This is a genomic window from Massilia atriviolacea (genome assembly GCF_003953935.1).
GTDB lineage: Bacteria > Pseudomonadota > Gammaproteobacteria > Burkholderiales > Burkholderiaceae_D > Telluria_A > Telluria_A atriviolacea.
On record NZ_RXLQ01000002.1, the window covers coordinates 478014 to 504590 of the forward strand.

At 66.7% G+C, this 26577-nt stretch carries 17 protein-coding genes; 8 read left to right on the plus strand and 9 right to left on the minus strand.

Annotation, left to right across the window (positions count from 1 at the left end):
* The first annotated feature begins 17 nt into the window (after positions 1–17).
* From fabD to EJB06_RS04750, 4 genes are read left to right on the plus strand one after another with little or no spacing between them, the layout of a single operon-like run.
* Positions 18–1151: an ACP S-malonyltransferase gene (gene fabD / locus EJB06_RS04735; RefSeq protein ID WP_126072835.1), complete on the plus strand. Its 1134-nt coding sequence runs from the start codon at positions 18–20 to the stop codon at positions 1149–1151.
* Between the two features lie 50 nt (positions 1152–1201).
* On the plus strand, positions 1202–1495 hold the full coding sequence (locus tag EJB06_RS04740) for a hypothetical protein (RefSeq protein ID WP_126072836.1): 294 nt from the start codon (positions 1202–1204) through the stop codon (positions 1493–1495).
* Between the two features lie 2 nt (positions 1496–1497).
* Positions 1498–2466, plus strand: coding sequence for an acyltransferase domain-containing protein (locus EJB06_RS04745; protein WP_126072837.1), 969 nt, complete (start codon positions 1498–1500; stop codon positions 2464–2466).
* Entirely contained in the window at positions 2459–4852 is a 2394-nt protein-coding gene (locus EJB06_RS04750) for a methyltransferase domain-containing protein (RefSeq protein ID WP_126072838.1), read from the plus strand. The genes EJB06_RS04745 and EJB06_RS04750 overlap by 8 nt, the downstream gene beginning before the upstream one ends.
* Here EJB06_RS04750 and EJB06_RS04755 read toward each other — a convergent pair.
* Entirely contained in the window at positions 4849–5676 is an 828-nt protein-coding gene (locus EJB06_RS04755; RefSeq protein WP_126072839.1) for a 4'-phosphopantetheinyl transferase family protein, read from the minus strand. The two genes, EJB06_RS04750 and EJB06_RS04755, sit on opposite strands and share 4 nt — an antisense overlap.
* A gap of 172 nt (positions 5677–5848) precedes the next feature.
* Here EJB06_RS04755 and EJB06_RS04760 point away from each other — a divergent pair, with 172 nt between their 5' ends.
* From EJB06_RS04760 to EJB06_RS04775, 4 genes are all read left to right on the plus strand, one after another.
* Positions 5849–8575, plus strand: coding sequence for an HAD-IC family P-type ATPase (locus EJB06_RS04760; protein WP_126072840.1), 2727 nt, complete (start codon positions 5849–5851; stop codon positions 8573–8575).
* A gap of 185 nt (positions 8576–8760) precedes the next feature.
* Entirely contained in the window at positions 8761–9597 is an 837-nt protein-coding gene (locus tag EJB06_RS04765; RefSeq protein WP_126072841.1) for a universal stress protein, read from the plus strand.
* 391 nt (positions 9598–9988) lie between these two features.
* Positions 9989–11863 (plus strand): LodA/GoxA family CTQ-dependent oxidase, encoded by a 1875-nt coding sequence (locus EJB06_RS04770; protein WP_126072842.1) that lies wholly within the window; start codon positions 9989–9991, stop codon positions 11861–11863.
* On the plus strand, positions 11860–13017 hold the full coding sequence (locus tag EJB06_RS04775) for an NAD(P)/FAD-dependent oxidoreductase (protein ID WP_126072843.1): 1158 nt from the start codon (positions 11860–11862) through the stop codon (positions 13015–13017). Before EJB06_RS04770 ends, EJB06_RS04775 begins: the two co-directional genes overlap by 4 nt.
* Positions 13018–13022: 5 nt before the next feature.
* Here the strand turns inward: EJB06_RS04775 and EJB06_RS04780 are convergent, their stop codons facing one another.
* From EJB06_RS04780 to EJB06_RS04815, 8 genes are all read right to left on the minus strand, one after another.
* Entirely contained in the window at positions 13023–14216 is a 1194-nt protein-coding gene (locus EJB06_RS04780; RefSeq protein WP_126072844.1) for an MFS transporter, read from the minus strand.
* A gap of 95 nt (positions 14217–14311) precedes the next feature.
* On the minus strand, positions 14312–14902 hold the full coding sequence (gene vioE / locus EJB06_RS04785) for a violacein biosynthesis enzyme VioE (protein ID WP_126072845.1): 591 nt from the start codon (positions 14900–14902) through the stop codon (positions 14312–14314).
* 9 nt (positions 14903–14911) lie between these two features.
* A complete protein-coding gene (vioD, locus tag EJB06_RS04790; protein WP_126072846.1) occupies positions 14912–16030 on the minus strand; it encodes a flavin-dependent violacein biosynthesis monooxygenase VioD in 1119 nt (372 codons plus the stop codon).
* The gene (vioC, locus tag EJB06_RS04795; protein WP_126072847.1) at positions 16030–17319 is read right to left on the minus strand and encodes an NADP-dependent violacein biosynthesis oxygenase VioC; all 1290 of its coding nucleotides are present in this window, start codon (positions 17317–17319) and stop codon (positions 16030–16032) included. The genes vioD and vioC overlap by 1 nt, the downstream gene beginning before the upstream one ends.
* Positions 17320–20337: an iminophenyl-pyruvate dimer synthase VioB gene (vioB, locus tag EJB06_RS04800; RefSeq protein ID WP_126072848.1), complete on the minus strand. Its 3018-nt coding sequence runs from the start codon at positions 20335–20337 to the stop codon at positions 17320–17322.
* A complete protein-coding gene (gene vioA, locus EJB06_RS04805; protein WP_126072849.1) occupies positions 20334–21641 on the minus strand; it encodes a flavin-dependent violacein biosynthesis tryptophan-2 monooxygenase VioA in 1308 nt (435 codons plus the stop codon). Before vioA ends, vioB begins: the two co-directional genes overlap by 4 nt.
* A 1136-nt stretch (positions 21642–22777) precedes the next feature.
* Positions 22778–24328, minus strand: a complete 1551-nt coding sequence (locus tag EJB06_RS04810) for a PepSY domain-containing protein (protein WP_126072850.1) — start codon at positions 24326–24328, stop codon at positions 22778–22780.
* Positions 24329–24336: 8 nt separating this feature from the next.
* The gene (locus tag EJB06_RS04815) at positions 24337–26475 is read right to left on the minus strand and encodes a TonB-dependent receptor (RefSeq protein ID WP_126072851.1); all 2139 of its coding nucleotides are present in this window, start codon (positions 26473–26475) and stop codon (positions 24337–24339) included.
* Positions 26476–26577: the final 102 nt, after the last annotated feature.

Sequence of the window (26577 nt, forward strand, 5' to 3'; positions counted from 1 at the left end):
TTTTTGGAGCCGTATTAATGAAGACCTATATGTTTCCCGGCCAGGGTTCGCAGTCCAAGGAAATGGGCGCCGGCCTGTTCGAGCGCTATCCCGAGCTGACGGCCAAGGCCGACCGCATTCTCGGCTATTCGATCGAAGAACTGTGCATGCAGGACCCGCGCGACGAACTCGGGAAAACCCGGTTCACCCAGCCGGCGCTGTATGTCGTCAATGCGCTGTCGTATTACAGGAAGCTGGAAGACAGCGGCCAGGCGCCCGACTTTTTGGCCGGCCACAGCCTCGGCGAATTCAACGCCCTGCTGGCGGCGGATTGCTTCGATTTCGAGACCGGCCTGAAACTGGTGCAGAAACGCGGCGAGCTGATGGCGCAGGTCGGCAACGGCGCCATGGCGGCGGTACTCAATGCGAGCAAGGAAGATATCGAAGGCATTCTGAAGGCCAACGGCATCAGTCAGGTGTATCTGGCCAATTACAATACGCCCTCGCAGATCGTGCTGTCGGGCTTGTCGGAAGAAATCGCGGCCGTGCAGAAATTTTTCCAGGCCGGGAAGATGCGCTATTACCCGCTGGCGACCAGCGGCGCCTTTCATTCGGCCTTCATGCAGGACGCGATGGAGAAATTCCGCGACTTCCTGAAAGAATTCACCTTCGCCGCGCCGACGATTCCCGTGATCGCCAACGTGACCGCCAGGCCGTACCGCGCCGACGCCATGCTCGACACCTTGTCGGCCCAGATCGCCAGCACCGTGCGCTGGTCGGAAAGCATCCAGTACCTGCTGGCCCTGGGCCGTGCGCGCGGCGCCGCGCCCGTCTTCGAGGAACTGGGCCATGGCGATGTGCTGACCAAGCTGGCCATGACGATCAAGCTGCAGACGCCGGAAACCGTGCTCGACCAGTTGATCAAGGATGGCCTTGCTGGCGAGGCGGCCGAAGCGCCGGTCTCCGCGCCGATCCAGCTGAACGACGCGCAGGAAAAAATCGCTCACTGGAAAAAGATGCACCCGATCGGCACCAGGGTCAGGTCGTCGCTGCTCAATCTGGACGATCTGGAAACCCGGACCGATGCCGTGCTGCTGTTCGGGCACCGGGCGGCGGTCTACCTGAAGGGCTATAACGGCTATTTTGCGCTGGACGAACTGACGCCGATGTGACGCCTTGCCCCGTTTTCCGCAACCACGCAGTTCATCGTAGAGGTGTTCATATGACAATCGCTCAATATCGTATTTTCGGCATCGGCTCGGATAACGACGATCTTCACTACATCGGCTGGACCCAACGAAGCCTCGACGAAGAGAAGGAACAGATTTTCTCGGAGGTGGCGGAAAGCGGCAGCCACGATATCGCCGACTGGGTGAAACAGGCACGCGACGGCGGCCGGATCGACATCTTCGAAATCGAACTGGCGCCGTCGGCGGAAGACGCCAGGGATTCGGCGAGTTTCTGGTGCGAGTATTACCGCACCCTCGGCATTCACGTCGTGACAGGGCGTTGTTGATCATGACGGCAAACACCGTATTCATGTTTTCCGGCCAGGGGTCGCAGTATTACCAGATGGGGAAACAGCTGTTCGATGCCGATCCGGTATTCCGCAGCTGGATGACCCGGCTGGACGACCTGGCCTGCAGGATTGCCGGACACCGTATCATCGAGGCGGTGTATGCGGCGCCCAAGTCGGAGGTATTCGACGCCATCGACTATACCCATGCGGCGATTTTCATGGTCGAATATGCGCTGGCGCAGTGCCTGATCGCGCGCGCAATCGTGCCCGACATGACTCTCGGTTCCAGCCTCGGTTCGTTCGCGGCGGCGGCCGTGGCAGGGTATATCGAGCCGGAGGACGCGCTGGCGGCCGTGCTGGAACAGGCGGCGGCGTTCGCCGCCTCCTGCGAGCGCGGCGGCATGATCGCCATCCTGGCCGATCCATCGCTGTACGAAGACGATTTTTTGCGGCGCCACAGCACGCTGGCGGCGATCAATTTCAGCACGCATTTTGCGGTATCGGCCGCCCACGCCGATCTTGCCCCCATCGAAGCCGTGCTGCGCCAGCGCGGCATCACTTACCAGCGGCTGGCGGTGTCGTACGCCTTCCATTCGGCGCGGATCGACCTTGCCGAGGAACAGTTCGCATGGTTCATGAAATCCATCCCGTGCGCCAGCGCAAGGCTGCCGCTGGTGTGCTGCGAGCGCGGCGCCGCGCTCAAGCAATTGAGCGACGACTACTTCTGGCGCGTGGTGCGCCAGCCGATCCGCTTTCGCGAAGCGATTGCCTCGCTGGAAGGGCAGGGCAGGCATCGCTACATCGATGTCGGGCCGTCGGGAACGCTGGCCACCTTCGTCAAGTACGCCCTGCCCGACGCATCCGCCTCCACCGCGCACGCGACCCTGACGCCGTACGGTCAGGACCTGAACAACCTGGCCAGGCTGGCCAGCGACGCCCACCCACGGAAAATGGAACAGCATGGCTGACTGGAATAACGATCTCGGCGAGGCGCTCGCCTCGGGCGACCCGGCGTTGATGAAAGCCATGCTGGAGCGGGTGCCGAAGGAGGTGCTGGAAAAAGCGCTGCCTTACCTGGCAACGCTGGCCAAATCGAGCGCGCGCGACGGCAAGCTGGAGGAATCGCTGAGCTACTACGAGCGTCTGCTGCAGGCGGTGCCCGACCATGCCGGCTGGCAGGCCGAACGCGCGCGCCTGCTGGACAAGCTGGAGCGACGCGCGAGCACGCAGGAAACGCCGCATGTCGAATTGCCCCCAGCGCCACGGGTGAGCTTCGATCCTGCGCTGCTGGAAGACCCGTCGATGCCGGCGTCGGCCGATGCCTTCCGGGTGGACGGGCTCCGGCAGCACCTGTGGCGCTACAGCGCGCAACTGTCGCCGCGCAATGCCATCAGCCGGCTGGGCGATCCCGTCTGGCTGGCCGCGTGGGATGAGGCGTTGGCGGGCTGTGCCGGAGAGCGGGTGCTGTTCCGTGGCAGCGAGCTCGGGGTTTTCGCCTTGCGCGCGCTGCATCACGGCGCCGCGCATGCGCTGTGCATGGAGACGTCGGCTGTCGATGCGCGCATCGCCACCGGCATGGTGCAGAAGCATTTTCTCGGTCCCTGGCATGCGCGCAACGGCGCTGCGATTGCCGGCTGGAGCGAGGAGGAACGGCGCGCCTCGTTCGACGACTTTACGAGTGGCATCGAGATTGCCACGGCCGCCAGTGCGCCGGCCATGGCGGCGCGGGGCGACTGTTTTGTGTTTCCGAACATCGATCACAGCCTGCTCGGCACCGGCATCGTCAAGGCCCTGCGCCAGTATGCGGCCGATGGCAGGGGCGCGCCGGCGCGCGTGCTGCCCGCCAGGGCCAGGGTATTCGCGATGGCGGTCGAGTGGAATTACGCGGGAACGGACTTTGCGCTGGAACCGGTCAATAAGCTGCGCTGGAGCATGTATCCGCAAGCGCTCGACCTCGGGCCGGAATGCTGGAGCGCGCTGACCGAGCCGGTGCTGGCGGGCGAGATCGATTTCGAAGATTTTTCCGAGGCCACATGGAATGTGCCGCTGACCGTCACGACGGAAGGCAAGGTCGACGCCATCGTCTACTGGTTCGAGCTGGAACTGGGCAGTGCGCGCATCGGCAACGCGCCGGGCGGCCCGCTGCGCTGCATCAAGCCGGCCATCCAGTACACCGATCCGATCGCCGTCGAGCGCGGGACGGCGCTGGCGCTGCGTGCGCACGTGGGCGAAACGCGGCTGCACTTGCGTACCGAGCCCGCCGCGCGCCTGCCGCGCACGCGGGCCCTGCCGGCCTGGTATGTGCCGATGCTGGCCGACCGCGCGCGCAACGCGGCTTTTCAGGCGGCGCTGGCTGGGCAGCCCGCGACACTGGTTCTCGATATCGGCGCCGGCTGCGGCCTGCTGTCGATGATGGCGGCGCAGGCGGGCGCCGCGCAGGTGGTCGGCTGCGAAATCGACCCGGCGATTCTTGCAGCGGGCAGGGAGCTGGTCGCGCGCAACGGTTTCGCGGAGCAAGTCGTGTTGGTCGGCAAGGATTGCCGCAAGCTCAAGGTGCCGGAAGACATGCCCGAGCGCGCAGACCTGGCCGTGTTCGCACTGTTCGACTGCAGCCTGATCGGCGAAGGCATCCTGCACTTCCTGGCGTACGCGCGCGACCACTTGCTCACGGATAAAGCGCGCTTCGTGCCTGCCCGGGCGCGCATCCGCGCCATGCTGGTCGAGCACCGCATCGACCGTATCTGGGATATCGACGCCAATCTGCTCAATCCCTACCAGGCGTCGTCCACGTTTCTGAACGTCGATGCGGCAACGCTGGACTACCGGGCCTTGAGCGAACCGTTCGATGTGTTTGCGTTCGACTTTGCCAGTGCCGGCCCGCAGCCTGAGGACAAGCTGCTCTCCGTGCCGGCCACTGCGTCCGGCACGGCCGGTGCGGTGCTGTTCTGGTTCGACCTGGGGATGGGCGAGGGGGACTGGCTGTCGAACGATCCCTGCGCCGCCCAGGTGCCGCACTGGAAGCAGGGCCTGCAATACCTGCCGGAAGCGCGCGTCGATGCCGGCCAGACATTGCCGCTGGTGGCCCGGCACAACGGCAGCGCCCTGTCGTTCCAGTGGCAGCCGGACGTGCTGCCTGCGCAGGCGTTTTCCAGGCTGCCGCGCTGCGACCCGCGCGGCCTGGCCGCTGGCGCCGAGCTGGAGCAGCAGACGGGCAGCCTGCTCCAGCACTGCATGCAGAATCCGGACGAATTGGCCAAGGTGGCGCAGATCGCGCAGCGCTTCGCGGTCGATCCGGCGGGCTATGAGCTCGATCCCACGATTGCGCAGCGGTTCGCCTCGATGTTCTTGAACTAGCGTGGGCCGGCCTTGAGCAGCGTCCATGCGAAGGGGGCGTCGGACACGGTCGGGATGGCGCTGCGCACGGTCAGCAGCGGCTCCGTGCCGTCCAGGCGCTCGGCGCAGAGCGCGAGCAGGTAGTCCGGGGTCGGCTGGAATTGCCAGAAGCGCCAGCGCGCGGCATCGTCGCCGAGGTCCGCTTCGATGCGCAGGCCGACCTGGCGCTCGTCCGGGAAGTGGAAGCTGAAGCGGTCGAGCGGGATCGACAGCCCCATCCCGCGCGCCTTGATATAGGCCTCCTTGAAGGTCCAGTACTCGAAGAAGCGGTCCTGGCGCCGTTCTTGCGGCACTGTGGCCAGTTCCGCCACTTCGGTCGGCGAGAAGAAGTGTTCGGCGATGCCGCCCGAGACCTGGCGCGTCGTCAGGTTTTCGACATCGACCCCCAGCACCCGGTCGCGCGTGACGGCCATGGCGATCAGGCCGCGCGTATGCGACAGGTTGAAGCTGAGCGTGCGCGCCTGCGGGTGGGCGTTGGCGATGGCCGGACGCCCGTAATCGTTGGGGGTGAACGTCCAGTCGGCCGGTGCCAGCGGAGCGTAGCGCGACAGCACGGTGCGCACCAGGGCGCGCGTGGCAAGGTAGCGCAGGCGGTCGTCCGCAAAATGAAAGCGCAGCTGCTGCGTGCGCTCGGCCTCGTTCAGCAAGGTGAGCAGGGATGAGAGCAGGGCAGGCTCGGCGATCTGTTGGTAAAACACGAGCCAGAGATCGATGTGCCCGGCGTCTAGCGGCAGGCTGGCGCCGGCCGGGGCGCCGCTGGAAAGGCTGAAGCTGCTTGATGTCATCGATTGGCAACGCTTTATAGGGCTTGAGGCGGCCCCAAGTCTAGCAGAAGCGGGATCGGGTGTGGTTCCCCAGCAACTGGCGCTGCCGCTCATCTGTCCCTGCATTGATGTGCATCATAGTGCCTGGGCATCCGTTTCGGTAGCCTCGCCAGATCGGGCGCGGGGGGGCGACATGCGAATCGGGTGGCATGGGGAGGCGGCGGAACAGGGCCAGCATCGGACCTGGCACGCGCAGGCGGCGGACGATGTCCTGCGCGGGCTCGGCGTGGATGGCGCCTGCGGGCTGGACGACGCCCAGGCGGCGCAACGCCGGCTGGTTTCAGGCAGCAATGTTTTGCCGGAGCGGCCCGCGCGCGCGCCGCTGTTGCGGTTTCTTGCCCAGTTTAACAATGTACTGATCTATTTGTTGCTGGTCGCGTCAGCCGTCACCTTTGCCATGGGCGACCGGATCGACGCGGCAGTCATCCTGGCTGTCGTGCTGATCAACGCAGCGATCGGTTTTATCCAGGAGGGCAATGCCGAGCGCGCGCTGCGGTCCATCCGCGCGCTCTTGCCGTTCACGACAACCGTATTGCGGCAACGCCAGCGCCGTCAGTTGCCGGCCGCCGAGTTGGTTCCGGGCGATCTCGTTTTTCTTGCATCGGGCGACAAGGTGCCGGCCGATATGCGTCTGCTGGCGGCGCGCGGCCTGCGCATCGACGAATCGACCCTGACCGGCGAATCCGTCGCGGCGGACAAGACGCCGGCGGCGGTCGAGCCCGGCGCTGGCATCGGCGAACGCGCTTGCATGGCTTACTCCGGTTCCATCGTGCGCCACGGTACCGCTAGCGGGGTGGTGGTGGCGACCGGCCCGGCGACCGAAATCGGCCGCATCGGTGCGATGCTCGAACACATCGAGCCGCTGGCAACACCCTTGCAGCGCAAGATGGCCGCTTTCGGGCGCTGGATCAGCGCGACCGCGTTTGTCCTGGGCGGCGCAATGTTTGCGTTCGGTACGCTGGTGCGGGGCTATTCCGCCTTCGAGATGTTCGCCGCCGCCGTCAGCTTTGCTGTCGCCTCCGTGCCCGAAGGGCTTCCCGCCGTGATGACTGTCACGCTGGCGATCGGCGTGCGCCGCATGGCGCGCCGCCGGGCGATCGTCCGGCGCTTGCCGGCAGTCGAGGCGCTGGGCGCGGTGACCGTCATCTGTAGCGACAAGACGGGGACGCTCACGCGCAACGAGATGGCGGTGCAGCAGCTGATTTTCGCCGATGGCGTGCTCGATGTCGGCGCCAGCGGCTACGCTCCGTACGGGGCCTTCACGTGCTGCGCAAAGGAGGTCGATCCGGACAGCGCCGGCTATCTGCGCGAGATCGCGCTTGCCTGCCTGTTGTGCAACGATGCACAGCTCGACCGCAAGGGCGAGCGCTGGGAACTGAGCGGCGACCCCACCGAAGGCGCGTTGCTCAGTCTGGCAATGAAGGCCGGCATCGACGGGCCGCGCGAGCGCGCCGCGTATCCGCGCATCGATGTCATTCCGTTCGAGTCGGAGCACGGCTACATGGCGACCCTGCATGCGCAGCCGGGCAACGGCCTTCGGATTGTCCTCAAGGGCGCTCCCGAGCGCGTCCTGCCGCTGTGCGACACCGAAAGCCACGCTGGCCGGCCGCTTCCGGTCGCCGCCAGTGCCTGGCACGGCCGCATCGCCGATGCCGCCGGCAAGGGGATGCGCCTGATCGCGGTGGCGACGCGCGCCGCGCCGCCGGGGAAGGCCGGACTGGACTTTCCCGATGTCGAGGCTGGCGGCTTCACGCTGCTCGGCATGCTGGCCATGGCCGATGCGCCGCGCGACGAGGCGGTTGCGGCCGTTGCAAGCTGCCTGGCAGCGGGCATCCGCGTCAAGATGATTACCGGCGACCACGCTGTAACGGCAAGGGCGATCGGAGAGCAGCTCGGTTTTCCGCGCCCGGTGCGCACCATCGGCGGCGAGGAGATGGACGCCATGGACGATGACGCGCTCGCCAACGCGCTGGCGACGACCGACGTGTTCGCGCGCGCCTCGCCGCAGAACAAGCTGCGCCTGGTGCTGGCGCTGCAGCGCGGCGGCGAGGTGGTGGCGATGACCGGCGACGGCGTCAACGATGCCCCCGCGCTGAAACGCGCCGATGTCGGCGTGGCAATGGGCCGGAAAGGCACCGAAGCGGCCAAGGAGGCCGCGCAGATCGTCCTTGCGGACGACAACTTCGCCACCCTCGCCGCCGCCGTCGAAGAGGGGCGGGTCGTCTACGAGAATATCCGCAAGAGCATCGTGTTCACCTTGCCGACCAACGGCGGCGAGGCTGGCATGCTGATCGTGGCGATCCTGTCCGGCATGACGCTGCCGATCACCCCGCTTCAGATACTGTGGGTCAACATGATCACCGAGGTGACCCTGTCGCTGGCGCTCGCCTTCGAACGGCCCGAGGCGGACGTCATGCGGCGGCCGCCCCGGCATCCGGCCGAACCCTTGTTGACGGGCTTCCTGGTGTGGCGGATCGTCTTCGTGAGTCTGCTGATGGTGGGCGGCTGCATGACCCTCTACCTGTGGGAACTCCGCCATGGCGCCAGCCTGGAGCAGGCCCGCACGGTGGTTGTCAATACGCTCGTTGTCAGCCACATCGCCTATCTGTTCAACACCCGGCGCACCGGCGCGAGCCCGTTCTCGCGGGAAGCCTTCACGGGCAACCGCATCGCTGTGCTGGCAGCGCTGGTGTCGCTGGCATGCCAGGCCGTGCTGACGTATTGGGAACCGGTCCAGTCCTGGTTCGGCAGCGCCGGCCTGGCGCTCGATGCTTGGGGACGCATCGCCGCCTTCGGCGTGCTGTTGTGGCTGGCAGTCGAAGCCGAAAAGTCCGTGCGGCGCCGCACAGGCAGGCACTGAGCCCGATGCCCGGCCGGCTGGCTGCCCGGCTGCGTGCCGGCGGGCCGGGCGCGGCGGATAAAATACCACGTGCGCCGGCGCACCTTGATTCGCCTCAAACGATATCGATTTGACGGGCATACAGTGTGTTGACAGAGGAGGGATACGACACCCGCCGCCCCGGCCGGGCAGTCCCGCGCACGCCAATGAACTATACGACGATTCTTGTGCATGTCGACGATGCGCCCGGCGCCGACGACCGTTTCAACGCGGCTGCGCAACTGGCCCGCAGCGCGCAGGCGCACCTGATTGGCCTTGCCAGCAGTGGCGTGACCGGTTTTTCCCGGGACGTGGTGGCGACCGATCTATCCAGTCCCGCCATCGCTCCCTATCTCGACACCCTGCGCCAGCGCGCCGTGCATGCGCTGGACCGCTTTTCCAGGGCGGCGGCCGACGCCGGCGTGCAGAGCGTCGAACGGCGCCAGACCGACCAGGCCCCTTTCGAGCTCATCGGCGCACTCGGTCCGTATGCCGACCTGATCGTGCTCGATCACTACGGCGCCGCGCCGCGTCCGGACGGGCGCTACTGGCAGGTGGGCGCCGAGGTCACGGCCAGGAGCGCTTGTCCGGTCCTGCTGCTCCCGCAGGGAATGCGGCCATCGATGCCGCCGCGCCGCATTCTGCTGGCATGGAATGCCAGCCGCGAGGCGGTGCTTGCCCTGCGCGGCGCCATGCCCCTGTTGCAGGGCGCCGAGGTGGTCGATGTGGTGATGTTCGGCGAGATTGCCGCCCCCGTGCTGCAGGTATGCGCCTCGGCCGAAATCCGCCAGCTGCTGGGCCGCTACGGCGTGGACGCGAATATCGTTCCAAAACGCGGCGAGAGCGAGGTGGGCCACGCGCTGATGGAACTGGCGGTCGCCAGCCGGGCCGACCTGCTCGTGATGGGCTGCTATGGGCACTCCCGGGTGCGCGAACTGCTTCTTGGCGGAACCACCCGAAGCGTGCTGATGGCGGCCAGCGTTCCCGTCCTCATGGCCGCCTAGGCCGCCGCAACAGCACGGATTGCGCGCAGCGGCCTTGCAGGGCCGGGCTGGCGCCGCCTCGGTGGGCGCAACATCCTGCGCAGACGCCTCTGCACGTGAGCGGCCCAGGCCCGAACCGCGGCCGCAACATGCCCCGCCAGCACCAGCATACCCTCATCCGCCCGCCGATTGATCACACATTGTCACAAGTGGCAGGATGAGAACGACGACAATATTTCTTTTAAATTCGCCCCGGGAGTGAGGCAATATTGCACCATCCTCACTACCGGTGTCAGGTCCATGCCGTCCATCCAGCCGCCCGGCCATTTCCTCCGCCCGATCAGTTCGCCATAAATGTCTGGCCAGCGTCAGCCATTGCAGAAGCAACACTACCACCTTGAAAGGGGCTGTCATGAGCAGTGAAAGCAAGTTTGCAGAGCAGGTCGCGTACGCCAAAATCCACCCGTCCGTCGGCGTTGCGCGGGTGGGTAATTCGAAAAAAGAGGATGGTTTCTACGTCGGCCCCCAGGTGGCCGATCCCTTGCCCAAGCCCCAGAACTTCTACCGCGACAGCACCGGCGCGCTGAAACGCGAGGTGGCCGAGTTCCGCATCTACGGTTACGACGCGCACGGGCAGGTGGTATGCGAGCTGTCCATGCAGGACGGCGTGGAGATCGAATGGACGGTCGAACTGGCCAACCACAAGGCGGCCTGGTACAACTTCGAGCTGGCGCTGGACATTCCCGAGGCCGCGACCGCGCCGCCGACCACGCGCCGCAACGCCAACGTGGCGCTGCCCCAGCGCGGCAGCCTGTCGATCGAGCCCGGAGCGCGCACCATCAAGGAAGCTGGCGCCTCCGGGCAGCGCTACCATTTCGATGGCGGCAGCTGCTTTGGGATTCCGGTGCCGCTCGGCGAATTGCGCACCGATCCGCGCGGCCGCCTGTGGGTGTTCGGCGGACACGGGACCTCGGCCTCGCTCGACGGCAGCGCTCCCGTCACCTTCGCCAACAACGATGGCTGGTACGACGACACCAGCGACGGCCCGGTGACCGCGACCGTGCGGGTGGGCGGACGTGCACTGTCCGTGGCCCCGGCATGGGTGGTGGTGGCGCCGCCCAACTACGGGCCGCAACAGAAAGCGGTCCGCACCATGTACGCCCTGATGACCGACGTCGCCATCGCATCCGGACATCTGCCGGTACCGACCCGACCGTCGTTCAGGCACGATCTTCTGCCGATCTTCAAGGCGCTGTGCGACCTGCAATGGATGAACGGCGGCTTCGCGGCGGGCTTCGGCCACGGCATGCCGCAGAATTTCATGGCGCCGGACTACCTGCGCAAGCTCTCGCAGGAGGGGGACACCTATAAGCAGCTGCGCAAGACGGTTGCCAACGCCTTCCGCAACCCGCAGTACGAGGACGCATCGATGAAGGTCTGGCCCTGGATCTATGGCGATGCGATGGATGTGCCGATGCCGCCGATCCCGCGCGCCATGAACGCGCTGACCACCACGCAACTGGCGATGCTGACCTTGTGGGCGGACGGCAAGTTCATCGCCGATTACGATCCCGATAACCCGGATCCCGGCGCGCAGGAGATCGACGCCGTGCCGCTGGCGCAGCAGGCGGCCATGCTCGACCGCGCCGCCATGGAGTTCTGCCTGGCCGACGCCTTCCATCCCGGCTGCGAGATGACCTGGCCGGTGCGCCACGCCTCGATGTACAGCGAGGCCTTTCGCTGGCGCCACCGCGCCGCGGACGATCCGGAGCCGGACTACGGCAAGACGCTCAGCCCGAGCGAGGCGTGTTCCTTCAACGGCCCCTTGTACGGGCAGTTTCCCGGCTCGGTCACGCGCTGGATGGCGGTACCCTGGCAGACCGACACGGCCAGCTGCCGTTCCGGCTACGACCCGCAGTACGATCCCTACCTGCCGACGTTCTGGCCGGCGCGCGTGCCGAACCAGGTGCTCAGCGTCGGCAACTACAACAAGGTGATGAACCTGGACCTGTGCCGCGCGGACCGGCTGGCGGCGTTCAACGAACGCATGGACTGGGACCGCACCCTTGGCCCCGGACACCTGCAGCAGTTGCAGGTGATGGTGGACCATTTCGACAGGCAGGGCATCGTGGAGGTGCGCGAGGGCATTCCCGACGACCCGGACTTCCCGCCGGTGATGCAGGTCGAGGATCGCGGCGGCGAACCGTTTACCGACGCCGAGCGCCAGGCCACCGACAGCGAAATGCGCCAGATCGTGCGGCGCGGCACGCCAAGGCCTGCCGCGTGAGCTGCGTCCGCGCGACGCAGTGGGACGTCGTCGTCGTGGGCGCGGGGCCGGCCGGCGCGGCCCTGGCGCGCTGCCTGCGGCCGCGCCATCGGGTGTTGCTGCTGGACCGGCCGCAGGCGGGCGCAGCAGGAGCATCCCGCATCGGCGAATCCCTGCCGGGGGCGGCGCGCGCGCTGCTCCGGCGTCAAAGGGCGTACGAGCGCTTTCTGGCGCAGGGCCATGTGCAGCGCGGCGCCTCGGTCTCGCAGTGGGAGTCGGACACGCCGGTGTGGTTCGATCCGGTTCGCGATCCCCATGGCGCCGGATGGCACCTCGACCGCCCGCGTTTCGATGCCGGCCTGCGCGAAGGCGCGCTGGCGGCGGGCGCCGCGCTGGCCCCCACGGTGCGGCAGCTGGCGGTCGCGCATGAAGGGCATGAAGGGCATGAAGGCGGGCGCTGGCGCGTCGATGTCGAATGCCTGGCGCAGGGAGGCAGGGCGCCATCGCGGCAAACGCACCGCACGCCGGTCCTGGTCGACGCCAGCGGCCGCAGCATGGCCGTCGCCAGGCGGCTCGGACTCGAGCGGCGCGGCCAGGACCGCCTGGTCTGCCTGTACGCGCATTTGCCGCCGGACGACAGCGACGAGGACCAGGCCACCCGCCTGTGCGCCGACGCCAACGGCTGGTGGTACAGCGTGCGCGTGCCGTCCGGGCAACGGGTGTTGGCCTTTCACCTCGATGCCGACGATGCCGGGATCAAGGCCTTGCGCGATCCGGCACGCTTGCTGGCCAGGGCGCAGCGCCATCGGCTACTCGCCGAGATCCGGCCCGCGACGATGGATTTCCAGGTGCACGCGCAGCCGGCCGGCGGCGGCGGGCTCGATCCGGACGCCACGGCCGCACTGCCCGACGGCTTTTTCGCCATCGGCGACGCCATGCTGTCGTTCGACCCGATCGCCTCCCAGGGCTTGTTTAACGCCCTGGCCACGGCCGACAGTTGCGCCCAGGCCATCGGGGGCTACCTCGATGGCGACAGGGATGCGCGCCAGCGCTACCTTGACGGCATGCGTTCGGTGCAGGAGCGCTACCGCCAGCGCCTGGCCGACACCTATGCGGCGGTGACGCGCCATGCCCGCGAGCGCTTCTGGCTGCGCCGCAGCGGCGGCGCCGCCTAAGGAAGTCAGCGGCTGCCGGCCTTGCCGCTGCGTCCGAACGGCTCCGGCGCGGCCGCCAGCGGCTTGCGCCCCACGTACGGCAGCAGGCTCGCCAGCGCGAGCACGGACAGGGCCACCCCGACCCACAGCGGCGAGAGCAGTCCCCAGCCTGCCGCAATCCCCAGCCCGCCGGCCCACGAGCCCAGTCCCAGGCCGATGTTGATCACCGAGGTGTGCACGGTATTCACCAGCGGCCCCGGATGGACGGTCTTCATCACGCGCGCGATGATGGCCGGATTCATGGACATGCCGACCAGCCCGGTCACCACCAGCAAGGTGACGCTGATCGGTTTGCTGTGCGCGAAGAAGGCAAACAGGGCCAGGCTGATGCCCATCATGATCATGCCGCCGATCATGATCGGAAAGGTGTACTGGTCGGCAAACCGTCCCACCACGCCGTTGCCGACCACGTTGGCGACGCCGTAGGCGCCCAGCAGCCAGGGAATCGAGGACGCCGGGAAGCCGCTGATCTCGGTCAGGATCGGCGTGTAGTAGCTGAACGCCGAAAACACCGCGCCGATGATCAGGCCGCTGCTGGCATAGGCCGCCCACAACTGCGGGTTCTTGAACTCGCCCAGTTCCTCGCTCAGGCCGACCGCGTCGGCGGCGCGCGAGCGCGGCACCAGCAGCGCGATCAGCAGCGCGCAGCCCAGGGTGAGGATCACCACCAGCCAGAAGCTGGCGCGCCATCCCATGTGCTGGTCGACCAGGGTCGCCATCGGCACGCCCAGGACCGAGGCCAGCATCAGGCCGCCGATGACGACGCCGGCGGCGCGCCCGCGCACCTCGGGGCTGACCAGCTCGGCGCAAATCGCCAGCGACATGCCGAAGCAGGCGGCGCCGGCCACGCCGGTGGCGACACGGGCGAAGGCCATGACCTCGTAGCTGGTGGCCGAGGCCGCCACCGACTGGGCCAGGGCGTACAGGCCCAGCAGGCAAAGCAAGCCCTGTTTGTTGGGGATGCGCAGCTTGAGCAGGCCGACCGTGGTGATCGGCCCGCCGACCACCATGCCGATGGCGTACAGGGCGATCAGGTAGCCCACCTTCGCCACCGGCACGCCGAGGCCCTGGGCCAGCGAAGGCATCATGCCGGCGACCATGAATTCGGAGGTCGTGATCGAGAAGATCGTCAGACCGAGAATGTAAACAAGCAACGGCATTGCTACTCCTTGCAGGGGAAAAAGAAAATCGGGATAGGGAAGGGGACCAGCCCGCGCGCGCCGGCCGCTGAAGCCGACACGCGCGGGCTGCGCCGTCAAGGTGCGGCGCCCGGGCCGGCGTCGAACACGCTCCCCGGAATCGGATCGGTGGCGAAGTTGGGGAAGTCGCGTACCGACTGATGCGCAGCGTCGTTGCCGGTCACCATGCGCAGCAGGCGGTTGCCGCCCGCCTCCAGGTAATACACCGAGGCGGCCTTGCCGGGCCGCTCGACGATCCAGGCGTCGGCCTCGCGTCCCAGCACGCTGTGGACGCCGCCGTGGCGCGCGTCGCCATCGCGCAGGATCGCCTGCGGCAGGAACAGCCCGGGGAAGGGCCCGAGTTCGTCCTCCAGCACGCGCTCATAGAGTTGCTCGCCGGTCGGCATGGCTTCCCTGGCGTATGCCACTTTCTGCTTGCGGGTGCGGGCGCGCCCGGCGTCGCCGATTTCCGACATCCAGAGCCGGTGGCCGGTGTCCTGTTCCGACCAGGGGTTGAACAGGCCGTCGATGCGGCAGATGTCGCGCGTGTAGTCGAACCAGCAATAGCCCGAGGTGAGCTGGTCTTCCTGGCGCATCGGCGTCCAGTAAGAGACATAGGCGCTGCTCCATTGGGCGGGCAGCAGCGGGGGCGCGGCGTGGCATGGCATGGCGTCTCCTCAGCGGCCCAGGGCGTAGCCCAGGTTGGCCATCAGCGCATCCTGCAGCGGCGGCGCTTCCTTGCGGCGGGCGTCGAAGCTGGCGGTCAGTTCCTCGTTGGACAGGCCGATGCGCTCGCCCACGCTTTCGAACCACAGGCGGCTCGCTTCGGCGTGCTGCTTGAACAGCTGCACCAGCGGCACGGCGCGCGCGTTGAAGTTCTCCAGCGCGGCGGCGGTGTCCGGCCCGGAAGCGAGCGACTTGACCAGCAGCTGGGCCACCACGACCGCCATGGTGGTGCCGTGGCCGATCGAGAAGTGACCCGACTGCAAGGCGTCGCCGATCAGCACGAACTTGCCGTCGCGCGCCACGTCGTGGCTCAGGGTCATGAAGTTGCGCCAGCCCTGGCCCGGCTGGCTGACCAGGGCGTGCTCGCCCAGTTCGGCCTGGAACACCTTGGCGATGTAGGCTGCCGCGTCTTTTTCGGAGCGGCTCTCCAGTTCGGCGCGCACATAGGTTTCCTGGCTGCATTCGACGATGAAGGTGCTCATGGTCGACGAGTACTTGTAGGAATGGCCGATGAAGATGCCGTTGCCGTTCTTGCGGAACACCAGGTTCATCTGGTCGAACAGCTGGGTGGTGCCGTACCAGATGTATTTGTTGTTGCCGAATTCGACCTGCGGCGCCAGGGCCGGCGGCAGCGCCAGCGATTTGTGGTTGATGCCGTTCGATACCACCACCAGGTCGTACTCGGCTTCCAGCTCGGCCACGCTGGCCAGCGGCGTTTCGTAGCTGACCGGAATGCCGGCGGCGACGCATGTGGCGCGCAGCGCCTGCACCAGCACGCGGCGGCCGACGCCGCACAGGGTCACGCCCGTGCTCATCAGGTTGGGCTGGTCATTGTGCACCAGTTTGAATTCTTCCAGGAATTGCGGATCGAGCAATTCCGGCTGGTCCAGGTAGGACAGGGGATTGGCCGGATGCTGCGGCGGACGGCCCGGCAGCACCACGCCCCAGCCCAGCACCTCCTGCTCGGTGCTTTTTTCGGCGATGCGGATATCCCAGTCGGGCTGGGCTTTTTTCATCTGGCTGGCAAAAATCAGGCCGGCTGGTCCGGCGCCGATGACGAGGATCTTCATTAGTTTACCCTTCCAAGTTTGTACCACACGTTTTGCTTCTTCTGGATTTGCTGCAGCTCATCGTAAGGAACCGATGTGAAGTACAGTTTCTCCGCCATGTCGGGCGGATAGATGCGCGGGAATTTCTTGTGCATGTAGCGCGTGTAGCGCGTTTGCAGGAAGAAAATGAAATTCGGGTTGCTCAGCGCTTCATAGTTGGCGATCGCCATGTCCTGCATGGCGTCGGCCTGCACCTTGCGCCGCTCGGTAAACTCGGCCATGGCCTGGCCGATGTCCTCGCCGTGCCGCTCCAGCAGCTCGACCATGACCTGCACGTCTTCCAGCGCCATGTTCATGCCCTGGCCGAGGAAGGGCGCGGTGGCGTGGGCCGAATCGCCGATCAGCAGCACATTGCTCTTGTAGTGGAAGGTGCTCGAGCGAACATTGATGAGGTCGTTGCTGGGCAGGGCGAAGAATTGTTCCAGCAGCTTTTCGCGGCAGTCCGGCGGCAGGGTGCCGAAGTAGCGCGCGAAAAATGCGGTCATCGCCGGACGGTCCTGGCTGGTCAGGCTGACCGCGCCGGCATACGGCAGGCAGAGTGCGAAGCTGATGCTGCCGTCCGGAATGGTGGCGGCGCGTCCGGCGAACTGGCCCTTCGAATCCATGCCGAAGAAGTACAGCAGGTCCTTGCGGAAGCCCAGTTCTGAGGCGTTCGGCAACACCAGGGTCTTGTAGCCGTGGCGGAAGAACGATTGCTCGAACTGGAAGCGGCGCATGCCGCTCTGCATGGCGCGCCGCACCGCCGAGTGGGCGCCGTCGGCGCCGATGATCATGTCGCCCTGCAGGTGCTGCAGGACGCCGTCCGGTCCCTGGATCAGCACGCTCTTTTTGTCGAGGTCGAGATCGAGGCATTTGTGCTCGAAGTAATAGCGCACCTTGTGCGTCTCGGCGTAGCGGTTCAGCATGCGCTGGAAGGCGCTGCGGTCTAGCGACAGCGGAAACAGGCCTTCGAGCGGCGTCAGTTCGCGCACCCGGAACTGGCCGCCCACCGAAAACGCCATCCCGACCACCGGTTCGCCGCAGGCGTCGAGGTCGCGCTTGGCGATGCCGGCGCCGAGCACCGCCTTGATGCCGCGCACGGTCATGCTCACGCCGATGGCGCGCGAGGCGACCGGGTCGGCATTGGCGGCATTTTCCTGCAGGGGGTTGCCACGTTTTTCGACGACGTGGACCTCATGGCCGCGCTGCGCCAGGTAGATGGCAGCCAGGCTTCCGGCCAGACCGCCGCCGACGATAATCATTTTATGCATTCAAGCCTCTCTAGACATGGTTCCCCGAGATAAATCGGTCAATTGTTGATTGAAGAATTCCAGCATGCCGATCTGGGCCGCGCCAACCACACCGGCGTCCAGGCTGCGCGCGTACTGCGCCAGCGCGCGGCAGCGCTCGGCCAGCATGGCGCAGCCGCGCGCGTAGTCGCTGTCGACGGCGGCGCCGGGCGCGCCGGGCACCGGCGGGCCGGCGCTGCGGCCGGCTACGCCGGACGGCATGCTCATCAGCGCGGCCGAGAGCGGGCGCAGGCAACCCGTCATGATGTCGATCGACGCGTTCATCAGGCGCGAGCGGCGCAGGCTGCCCAGCGGCTGCTGCGCAAAATGGTGGGCCATCAGCGCCAGGGTCAGCTCGTGGCAACCCTGGTACAGGCGCATCAGCGAACGGGCGCTGGGGTCGGTGACGACGTTGCAGCCGGCGCGCGCTTCCAGCACCGGATTCTTGAGCGCCGGCATGGCCGGCTCGAAGGGTTTGGCGCGTGCCGCAAAGCGTCCCGCCAGGGTGCGCAGGCGCTGGAAATGCGAGCTGGAAAAATGCGGCGAATCGAGCGCCACGCCTTCGCCCTGTTCGGTGACGAAGTCGAGCGCGAACAGCGCGCTGTCGCGGTCGCCCACTTCCAGCTGGTAGGCGGGAAAGGCGCGGTTGGTCAGTTCCTTCAGGAACAGGTGATGCTCGCCGCCGCGCTTGCCGGCACCAGGCTCGAACAGCCCGGGCAGGTCGGCCACGGCCTGGCGGATCGCCTTGTAGAAGGTGGCGATCGATTTGCCCGGCGTCGGCAGGTAGTCGGGCCATTCGAAGCGCACGAAGCGGGCCAGCACGTTTTCCGAAAACGGTTCGAAGGCAAATTCCGTGTCCAGGCCGAAGCGCTCGCTGGCCTCCTGCCCCAGCACCGGCTGGCCGGCATGGAAGGGCTCGCCGAGCGCCATCAGCACATTGTTGACCAGGAGGTAGTGAATCATTTCTTCATGGGCGATGGCGAGCAGCGCGCCGCGCGTGCCGCTGTCGCGCAGCCGGTCGGCGCCGCCGCAGGCCAGTTCCAGTTCGTCCGGCGTCCACTGGCCGGCCGCGACCAGCGCTTCGCCCTGGGCGTAATTGGGAATGGCGTAGGCGGCGTACAGGTATTGCAGCATGAGCGACAATTCCAGGTCGACCGCCTTTTTCAGCTCGTCGACCAGCTCGGCCTTGCAGGAGATCGCGTGCGCCGCGCCCGCTGGGGCCGGCGGCGCCTTGGCGGCGGCTTCGACCTGGGTCAGGTATTTCAGGAACAGGCGCGACTTCGGCAGCGACAGTTCGCGCGTACTCGGCATGTAGTAACTCTTGTCGCGGTTTTGCGGATCGCACATCTGCCACATCAGGCGCGAATAGGTTTCGCACTTGCAGTGGTCGGCCAGGCTGAAGACCTTGTCCGACATGAATGGATACATCAGCTCGTAATAGCTCATCACGTGCTTGTACAGGAAGGCGTAGTCGACCTGTTCGGCGGGAACCTTGTCCAGATGCCAGTCGTCGGGCAGCACGCGCGCGCCGATGAACTGGCGGCCGCTGGCCTCGCCCAGCATGATGCGGGTAGCGCCGGGGCGGCGCCCGGTCAGGGTCAGCGCGGCGTAGCCCGGCCCCAGCGCGCACGGGGCCAGCTCGGCGCCGACCAGCTCGCCCTTGTCGGCCTGCACGGCAAGCGCCGGGTGGGCGCGCAGCTCGCCGCGCAGGCGGCTCTGCACGACGATGGTCTGCGGAAAATCCTCGCCGCTGGCGTGGTTCGGCGCTTCCAGGTAGAGCTGATTGCGCTCGGTCTGCACGACCCAGTCGGTTTCTTCCCAGTGCGCTTCGGCGCTGCTCAAGGTCAGCGAGCCGGCCGCCGCGGCGGCGTGCAGCAGCGGCACGTCGAACACGCCGTGATGGCGCCAGTAGTCGCGGTACAGCGCTTCCGGAATGCGCGCGACCAGCTTGCCGGAGGCGCCGTGCAGCAGCAGCTCGCCCAGGGCGCGCTTCTCGCCCAGCGCGTGGGTGGGATGCTGTTCCGACACGGCATGCGGCGCGCGCGTGCTGAAGGGAATCGCGGTCGGCATATTGAGCGACACCCGGTCCGCGCCCACCCGCACCAGCACCGGCCCCAGGTTGGCCTGGCGCGGCAGCAGCAGGCGGCCGGCCGGGCAGGTGGCCAGTTCGTCGCGCCGCCACAGGCCGATGCTGCCTGCCATGTCGTAGAACACTTGCGAGTCGGGCCGCAGTGGCGTCGACATATTGAACAGCGAATACTGGATCGTCAGTCCCAGCACATCGTCGCCGGCCAGCGCTTCCTGCAGGGCGTGCAGGCTGGCCGGCAGCGGGGCATCCTGGTTGAACAGGAAATGCGGATCGCCCTTGGCCACGGAAAACTGGAACAGGCGGGAACGGCCGATATCGTCGTCCAGGAAATGCCCGCTCCGCTCGCCCGCATGGCCGCTGCCGACCCAGCGCACCGCGTGCGGCGGGCCGATGTCGGCGCTGAACAGCGATGGCGTGTTGGCGCCGGCCTGCTTGCCGCTGAGGGTGAACTGGCCGGCGTAGATCAGCGTCGTGTCCGGCTCGCTGGGATCGCAGTCGACCCAGCGCGCGCGGTTGACGGTGGTGCGCAGGTAGTCGTTGTAGTGTCCCCACAAGGCCAGTCTGGCGCCCACCAGGGCGTCGTCGGTATCGACATCGCCGGCGCCCAGCTGGACCCCGGTGATGCACGCGTTTTCCCAGGCGAAGTGATTGTTCCCGCAAAAATTGTGGCCGGCCGCCTGGCTGAAGATGCCGTCCTCGTCCGGCTGGCCCGCCGCGTTGAAGCGGGGCGCCAGCTGCTTCAGATACGCATGGAACTCCGACGGCGGCCGGTCCAGGTCGACCGGCTGGCCCGCCATCGACACCACATTGGTGGCGATGTCGAGCTGGCCGTGCGTATTGCGGTTCGCCGTCGGCACGTTGGCGCGCGCAAATCCCCGGAAATGAAAACGGGGAAAATCGAGAACGCTCATGCGCGCGCCACGGCGGACGGGGCGGACACGCGTGGGCGCGCCACGTGCCCGGCAGGATCGCCGATGCGCTCGGCCAGCAGGCGGGTCGCGTGGCCGGCGCTGATCAGGCTGCCTTCCATCCAGCCGCAATGCGGGGTGTAGGCGTCCGAGCAGGAAATGATGCCGTCGCGGTGCAGCAGCACGCCCGGATGGTCGGCTTCCGGCTCCAGGCAGAACTCGACGCCATGCGGCCAGTGCTTGTAGAAATGGTCCTTGATCTGCGGCAGCGGCATGCCGTTCAGGGGCAGCACTTCCTTCAGGTAATGGCGCACCCGTTCCAGATACACGTCTTCGCCCTGTTCGAGGCAGTCCCGCCAATAGGTGGCGCTGGCGCTGTCGGTGTAGAACACCAGGTATTTGTCGCCCTTGAAGTAGACCTTGCGCAGCGGGTTATCGGCCATCAGCACCTTGTCGGTCAGGCCCAGCGCTTCCCACCAGGCGTCGTCGAAGGTCAGGAAACCCTTGAACAGGGGCAGGGAATCGTACTGGAAGGGGCTGAAGGCGGCCGGGAAGTCCAGGTTCAGGCGCGCCATGGCGGTCGGCGGCAGGGTCATGATCAGGTGGCGGGTGCGGTAGATCTGGGTATCGCCCATGTGGCGCACGGCCAGCAGGTACTCGTCGCCGTCGCGCTCGACCGACAGCACGCGGCGGCCCAGCTTGAAGTCCACGCCGGCTTCCTGGGCCTGGCGTTGCAGCTGGCTGAGCAGCTGGCCGTAGCCGTCGGTGGCGTACAGCCACTGGTTGGCGGCGTTTTCGGTGAAGTGCTGGGTTTCCGGGTGCTTCTTGATGATGTCGTAGGCCATGGCGGCCGAGACCACCGGCAGCAGCAGGGCATCGTAGCCGGTGGCCTTGATCATGCGGGTCGCTTCGACGGCGCCCAGGTAGTGGCTGACGAAATCGAGGAAGGAATCGTTCGGATGGTCTTTCAGCATCGGGGCCAGCTTGAGCAGGGTCGCCTTGAGTTTTTCCTGCGCCTGGTCGGGCGACACCACCTGGGTAAACGGATAGATCGCATTGGCCAGTCCGCTTTCCTGCATGAGTTGCTGGAAGTTCGGGTGCAGCTGGGGCGAGTAGCGCGCCGCGCCGAGTTCGGCGATTTCCTCGCCGTCGACCTTGCGCGACCGGATGCGGCCACCCACTGCCGTGTCCGAATCGAACACGCGGATGTCCAAATGCTTGCCAAGACCGGCGTTGAGCAAGCCTGTCGCGCACGACAAGCCGCCCAGTCCGGCGCCAACGATACAAATGTCAGAATAGTTCGTCATCCAGAGTTCCCTTTGGTTAATCAAGATACGTCACCAGTGTGACCGGGCCGCATTGTGTCGAGTCGCTCAGGCAAGCCTTCGGCCGGCCGGCTGAGTCCGGCTGTGGCATGGGGCGCCTGGCGGCGACAGCATGGTGCAGCAATGATCGATGTGGTTAGCGTGTTTTCCGTTTCGGACCAGCGGCCCGCCGCTCTCTTGGCAAGCGGATCAATCTTATGAAAACGCGCGTCAGCGAATGAGCGACGGGCATTTCGTTGCCGTCCCTTCGGATCTACAACAAAAACTGCTGTAGTCATGCGCTTCCGAAATTCTTGCTTATATGTAAAGGCGAAGAAACTTTAACCTGCCCCCTGTTTCACTCCCTAGCTATCAGGATGAATAGGTAGGCAGCGGCCGGAAAATCGTGACCGCTAGGTGCCGCGGCGGGTCGGACAGCGCGCTGCAGGTTGCGCAAACTAAGTGAAGTTGGGAATGGATGGGTGATAGTTAGCGCAAGAAGCGTGGAAATGCGATGTATTTACAAATTGTCACAGAATTTCACATTGCCCTGAAAGCGTGGCAGGGCGCGCCGGCGCGGGGCCTGCGCACGCTTGCTGCGATGTTGCGCTGCAGCGGCAGCTGCACCGTTTTGGTGAGAAGAACACGGTTTCATTTGCGCTTTGTTGTATTCGATTATGAAATAAATTTGTCAACATTTCCTGTCGCCGAAGCGAGGTTCACGCAGCTTATCGCCGGGAATTCCAAGTGTTGACTTGGCAAGCAATTTTCCCTGCGTGTACATGAAACCGATTTCCCGGCAGTGCGTGCGCGGCCATCCCATTCCCGCAAGATAGCGATGATGAGTTTCATCATGCCCCGACGCGGCGGTGAATATTCACACTTAGCCGCAGCGGGTCGGATTGGACTGGTTTGAATGCCTGCAGGAACGAAAATCCGGCGTGTCGCCGCCATTTCCCCTGCATTTCGTGAGTTTTGGTGAGTTTATGAAGTATCAATAATGCAACATTATTAACACCATCGATGCGGGCAGGGTAAGTGGTTTTCTGGAATTTTCGAGCGGCGACAGGGGGGCGATGGCCGGCGTGCCGGCGCTTGCCGGGGGACTCATTACCCCGCACAAGCGCCATCGGCCCGCCTCAGGCTGGGCGCGAGGAGTCGCGCGGCAGGACCCTGGCGTGCGTGCCGCCGGCAGCGCCCAGCTTGCGCCCCAGCCTGCGCCAGCCGAGCACCACGCCGGTGACGCTCATGAGGGCGCCGCCGAGGCTGAGCGCCACCAGGACCATGTCCCACAAGGGCCGGCGCTCCAGCAGGGGCAGCCAATCCCAGCTGTGCAGCATGGCGAACAGCCAGCGGCTCGCGCGCTTGTGCCTGTCGCTGCGCCCGGCCAGCGCGCCCGTGTGCGGATCGAGATACACCCAGCTCTGGTGCGGATCGGCGTAGGCGATGCGCCACACCGGAAGCGGCTTGCCGCTGCCCCCTGTCATGCTGTGGGCGTCGCGGCTGTAGTAATACAGATCGTAGGCGTCCAGGCGTTCGACGCTGGCGACCGGATCGGGCAGCAGGGCGCGCGCGGCAGCAAGCAGGGCGCTGGCGTCGAGCGCTGCAGGCCGCCCACTGTGTGCGTCCAGCACGAGCGGCGCGCCTGCGCCGGGCTGGGCCAATACCAGCGTCTTGCCCAGCACCCGCGTCCACCTGAGCTCGCGGATACCCGGTCCCGCCGCCGCCAGCAGCGCCGCCGGCGCCGCGTCGAGCGCGGACGGCAGCAGCGCACTTCCTTCCAGCGCCTGCATGCGCAGCGGCGCCGCGCCGCCGTCGAAGATGCGCCAGGGGTTCATCGACATCAGGCCGCTGAAGATCCAGGTGGCCGTCACCAGGCCGAACAGCAGGCCGCCGATATGGTGCCAGCGCATCATCGCGCCCGGATAGGGGGAGCGCGAACCGCTGCGGTAGGGCGCCTTGAAGCGCCAGCGCAGCAGGCCGACCGTCGCCCCGCTCAGCACCATGACCGTGCCTGCGATGGCGAGCCAGTTGACGATATCGGCCCAGTAAGGATCGAACGCATTGCCGCGCAAGGGATACAGCCAGTGCAGCCAGGCGCCGGCATAGTTCCACAGGCGCTCGGCACGCGGCGCATCGCGCACGACTTCGCCGGTCCGGCCCGATACATACAGCAGCGTTTGCCCTGGGTCGGCCAATTGCACGCGGTGCAAGGGGCGGTGCCCATCCAGTCCACGCGAGTGGGTGAACGCGTCTTCGTCGACCGTGCCCAGGTAGCGGGCGCCGACACCGGGACCGGCGAAGGCGGCGGCACTGGCCATGGCGCGCGCCTCATCCGTGACGGCTACCCGGGCGCCGCTGTGCGCATCGACCGCGATGGCGGCGGCGCCGCGCTGTGCGCCGGCCGGCTGGACCAGGTACACCGCGCGCCCGCCGCTGGCCGCCGCCAGCCTGAGGTCCTTGAACGGCCCCGTGAGGCCGGCCACAGCCATGGCCTGTTGCGGCCCGAGCAGCGGCGCGCCGCCCTGCAAGGCCGGCAGGTGGCGCAGGCGCTCGGCATCGGTCAGTTTCGGATAGCCGACGTACATCATCACCACGCCGGACACGAACCACATGGCGAAAAACAGGCACAGGACGATGCCCAGCCAGCGGTGGCCCAGGAACAGCAGGCGCTTGAAGGAGCTTCCCATCGGCGGCCTCAGAACGCCAGGCGCAGGGCCAGGTCGGCCGTGCGCGGCGCGCCAAGGTAGGCCATGGCGGTGCCGAGATGGACGGCGTGGACCCGGTTCCCGGCATTGCGCACCCGTCCGACCAGCGTCATGTCGCCGCTCAGCTGGTAACTGAGGCCGAGGTCGAGCAGGGTGTAGGACGGCCAGTCGATCGTGTTGGCCGCGTCCGCATACACGCTGCCCACGTGGCGCAGCCCGGCGCTGGCCTTGACGGCGGGCGCGATGGCGTAGCCGAGCCACAGGTTGGCGACGGTGCGCGGGGTATTGGTCGGCGTCTTGCCTGCCAGCGAGATGCCGCCCTGGCGGTATTGCTCGTATTGCGCATCGACGCGGGTCAGGTTGCCCTGGATCGACCAGTTGCGCGTCGGCTGCAAGCCCAGCGACAGCTCGACGCCCCTGGCCGACTGCTCACCGACGAGCACGGTCAGGGCGCTGTTGTCGGGGTCCTGGGTGGCGATATGCTTGCGCTCGATGCGGTAGGCCGCGACGGTGGCCGAGCCTTTGCCCTGCCAGAAGTCCAGCTTGGCGCCGGCTTCACCCTGGCGTCCGGTCGTCAGTTCGCTGTTGTTGCGCACGTCGGCGAACGAGGCGGTCGACAACACCCCCGACGGCGGGTCGGCGGCGGTGGCGTACTGGACGTAGGCGCTGGCCGCCGCCGTGATGTCCCACACCAGCCCGGCGCGGCCGGTGGTCGGACTGTAGCGGCGCGCAAAGCTGGCCGGGTTGGCCGCAGTGACCTCGCGCCGGTTGACCAGGTCGAGCTCGATGCGCTCGTGGCGCAGCGCAGTCACCAGGTTCAGCGTAGGCACGATGGCGGTGCGGTTCTCGACATACATGGCGCGGGTCGTGACCTTGTTGTCGCGGTCCGGCCGCAACGCCGGGCTCATGCCCGGAATGTCGAAGAAGCGCTCGGTCGCGAAGTCATAGGGGTCGACGTTGCCGAGCGAAGCCGTCAGGCTGGTCGGAAAGCGGGTCTGCTTGTTGACGCTGACGTCGATGCCGGCCGCCCAGTCGCTGCGCCGGCCCGCCAGCTCACCCTTGTAGGTTGCATCGAAGCGGTCGCCGACCATGCGCTGTTCGTGGTGCTGCAGCAGGATGCCGGAGCGTGCCACCGCCGTGTTGGCCGGATTGAAGCGGTACGTTTCGACATTGCGGAAGTCGCGCACCGCATCGTAGGCGTACACGGTATTGCTGAGTTGGACCGCCTCGCTGGCGCGCCATTCGGCGACCGAACGCAGCCAGTGCACGCGCTGGGCGTAGACGCCGTCGGCGCTGTTGTAGTTCTTGAAGCGGGTGGCCGGGTCGATGCGCGCGCGGCCGGCGACCGGGTTAAGAAGCGGCGTGCCCCAGTAGGGCCGTTCCACGTCCTCGTCCTGGAACTCGTAGGCCAGGGTATGGCTCAGGCGCGACCCGATGTCGGAGCGCAGCGAGGCGGCCAGCTGGGTCGAGCGGGCGCCGCTGGCATCGATCCAGCTATCCGCGTTGCGATGGTTGAGGTCGATGCGGACGTGATGCTCGTCGGCCAGGCGCCGGTTCAGGCCGATGGACGCTTCTTTCAAGCCATGCGTGCCCAGGCGTAGCTGCGCCTCGCCGAACGCGCGCCGTTCGGCCACCTTGCTGATGTAGTTGATGGAACCGCCGACCGCCCCCGAGCCGAACAGGAAACTCGAGGGCCCGCCGATGGCTTCCACCCGGTCGTAGATCCAGCTGTCGACCGGGCGTGCCGCGATCGAATACTGCACGTTGATGCCGTTGAAAAGCTGGCTGACCGAGCCGCTGCCGAAGCCGCGGTAACTGACGCCGATATTGCCCGGCGCATTGTGGGCGGTCACGCCGGCAATCGCGCGCAGGATTTCCTGGGTATCCTGGGCGCCGCGCGCGTCGATCGTGGCGCGGTCGATCAAGGTGACGCTGGCCGGCGTTTCGCGCGGCGTCAGGCCGAGGCGGCTGCCGGTGCTGGAGGCTGTGTCGAGGTTCAGCTTGCCGTTGGCGCGCGGCGCGCTACCGGTGATTTCCACCGTGGGAAGCGGCTCGTCGGCGCGCGCGTGGAGGGGCATGGCGGTGCAGGCGAGTGCCAGCGTAGCCGCGTGGAATGGATTAGTCTTCATGTCTTGCTCTTGTTCTTTTGCCTGGATACAGGCGCGTGGAAACGGGCACCGCTGGCGGCGCCACACATGCTGGACGGACCGGGCGCAGCAGCGTCACAGGCG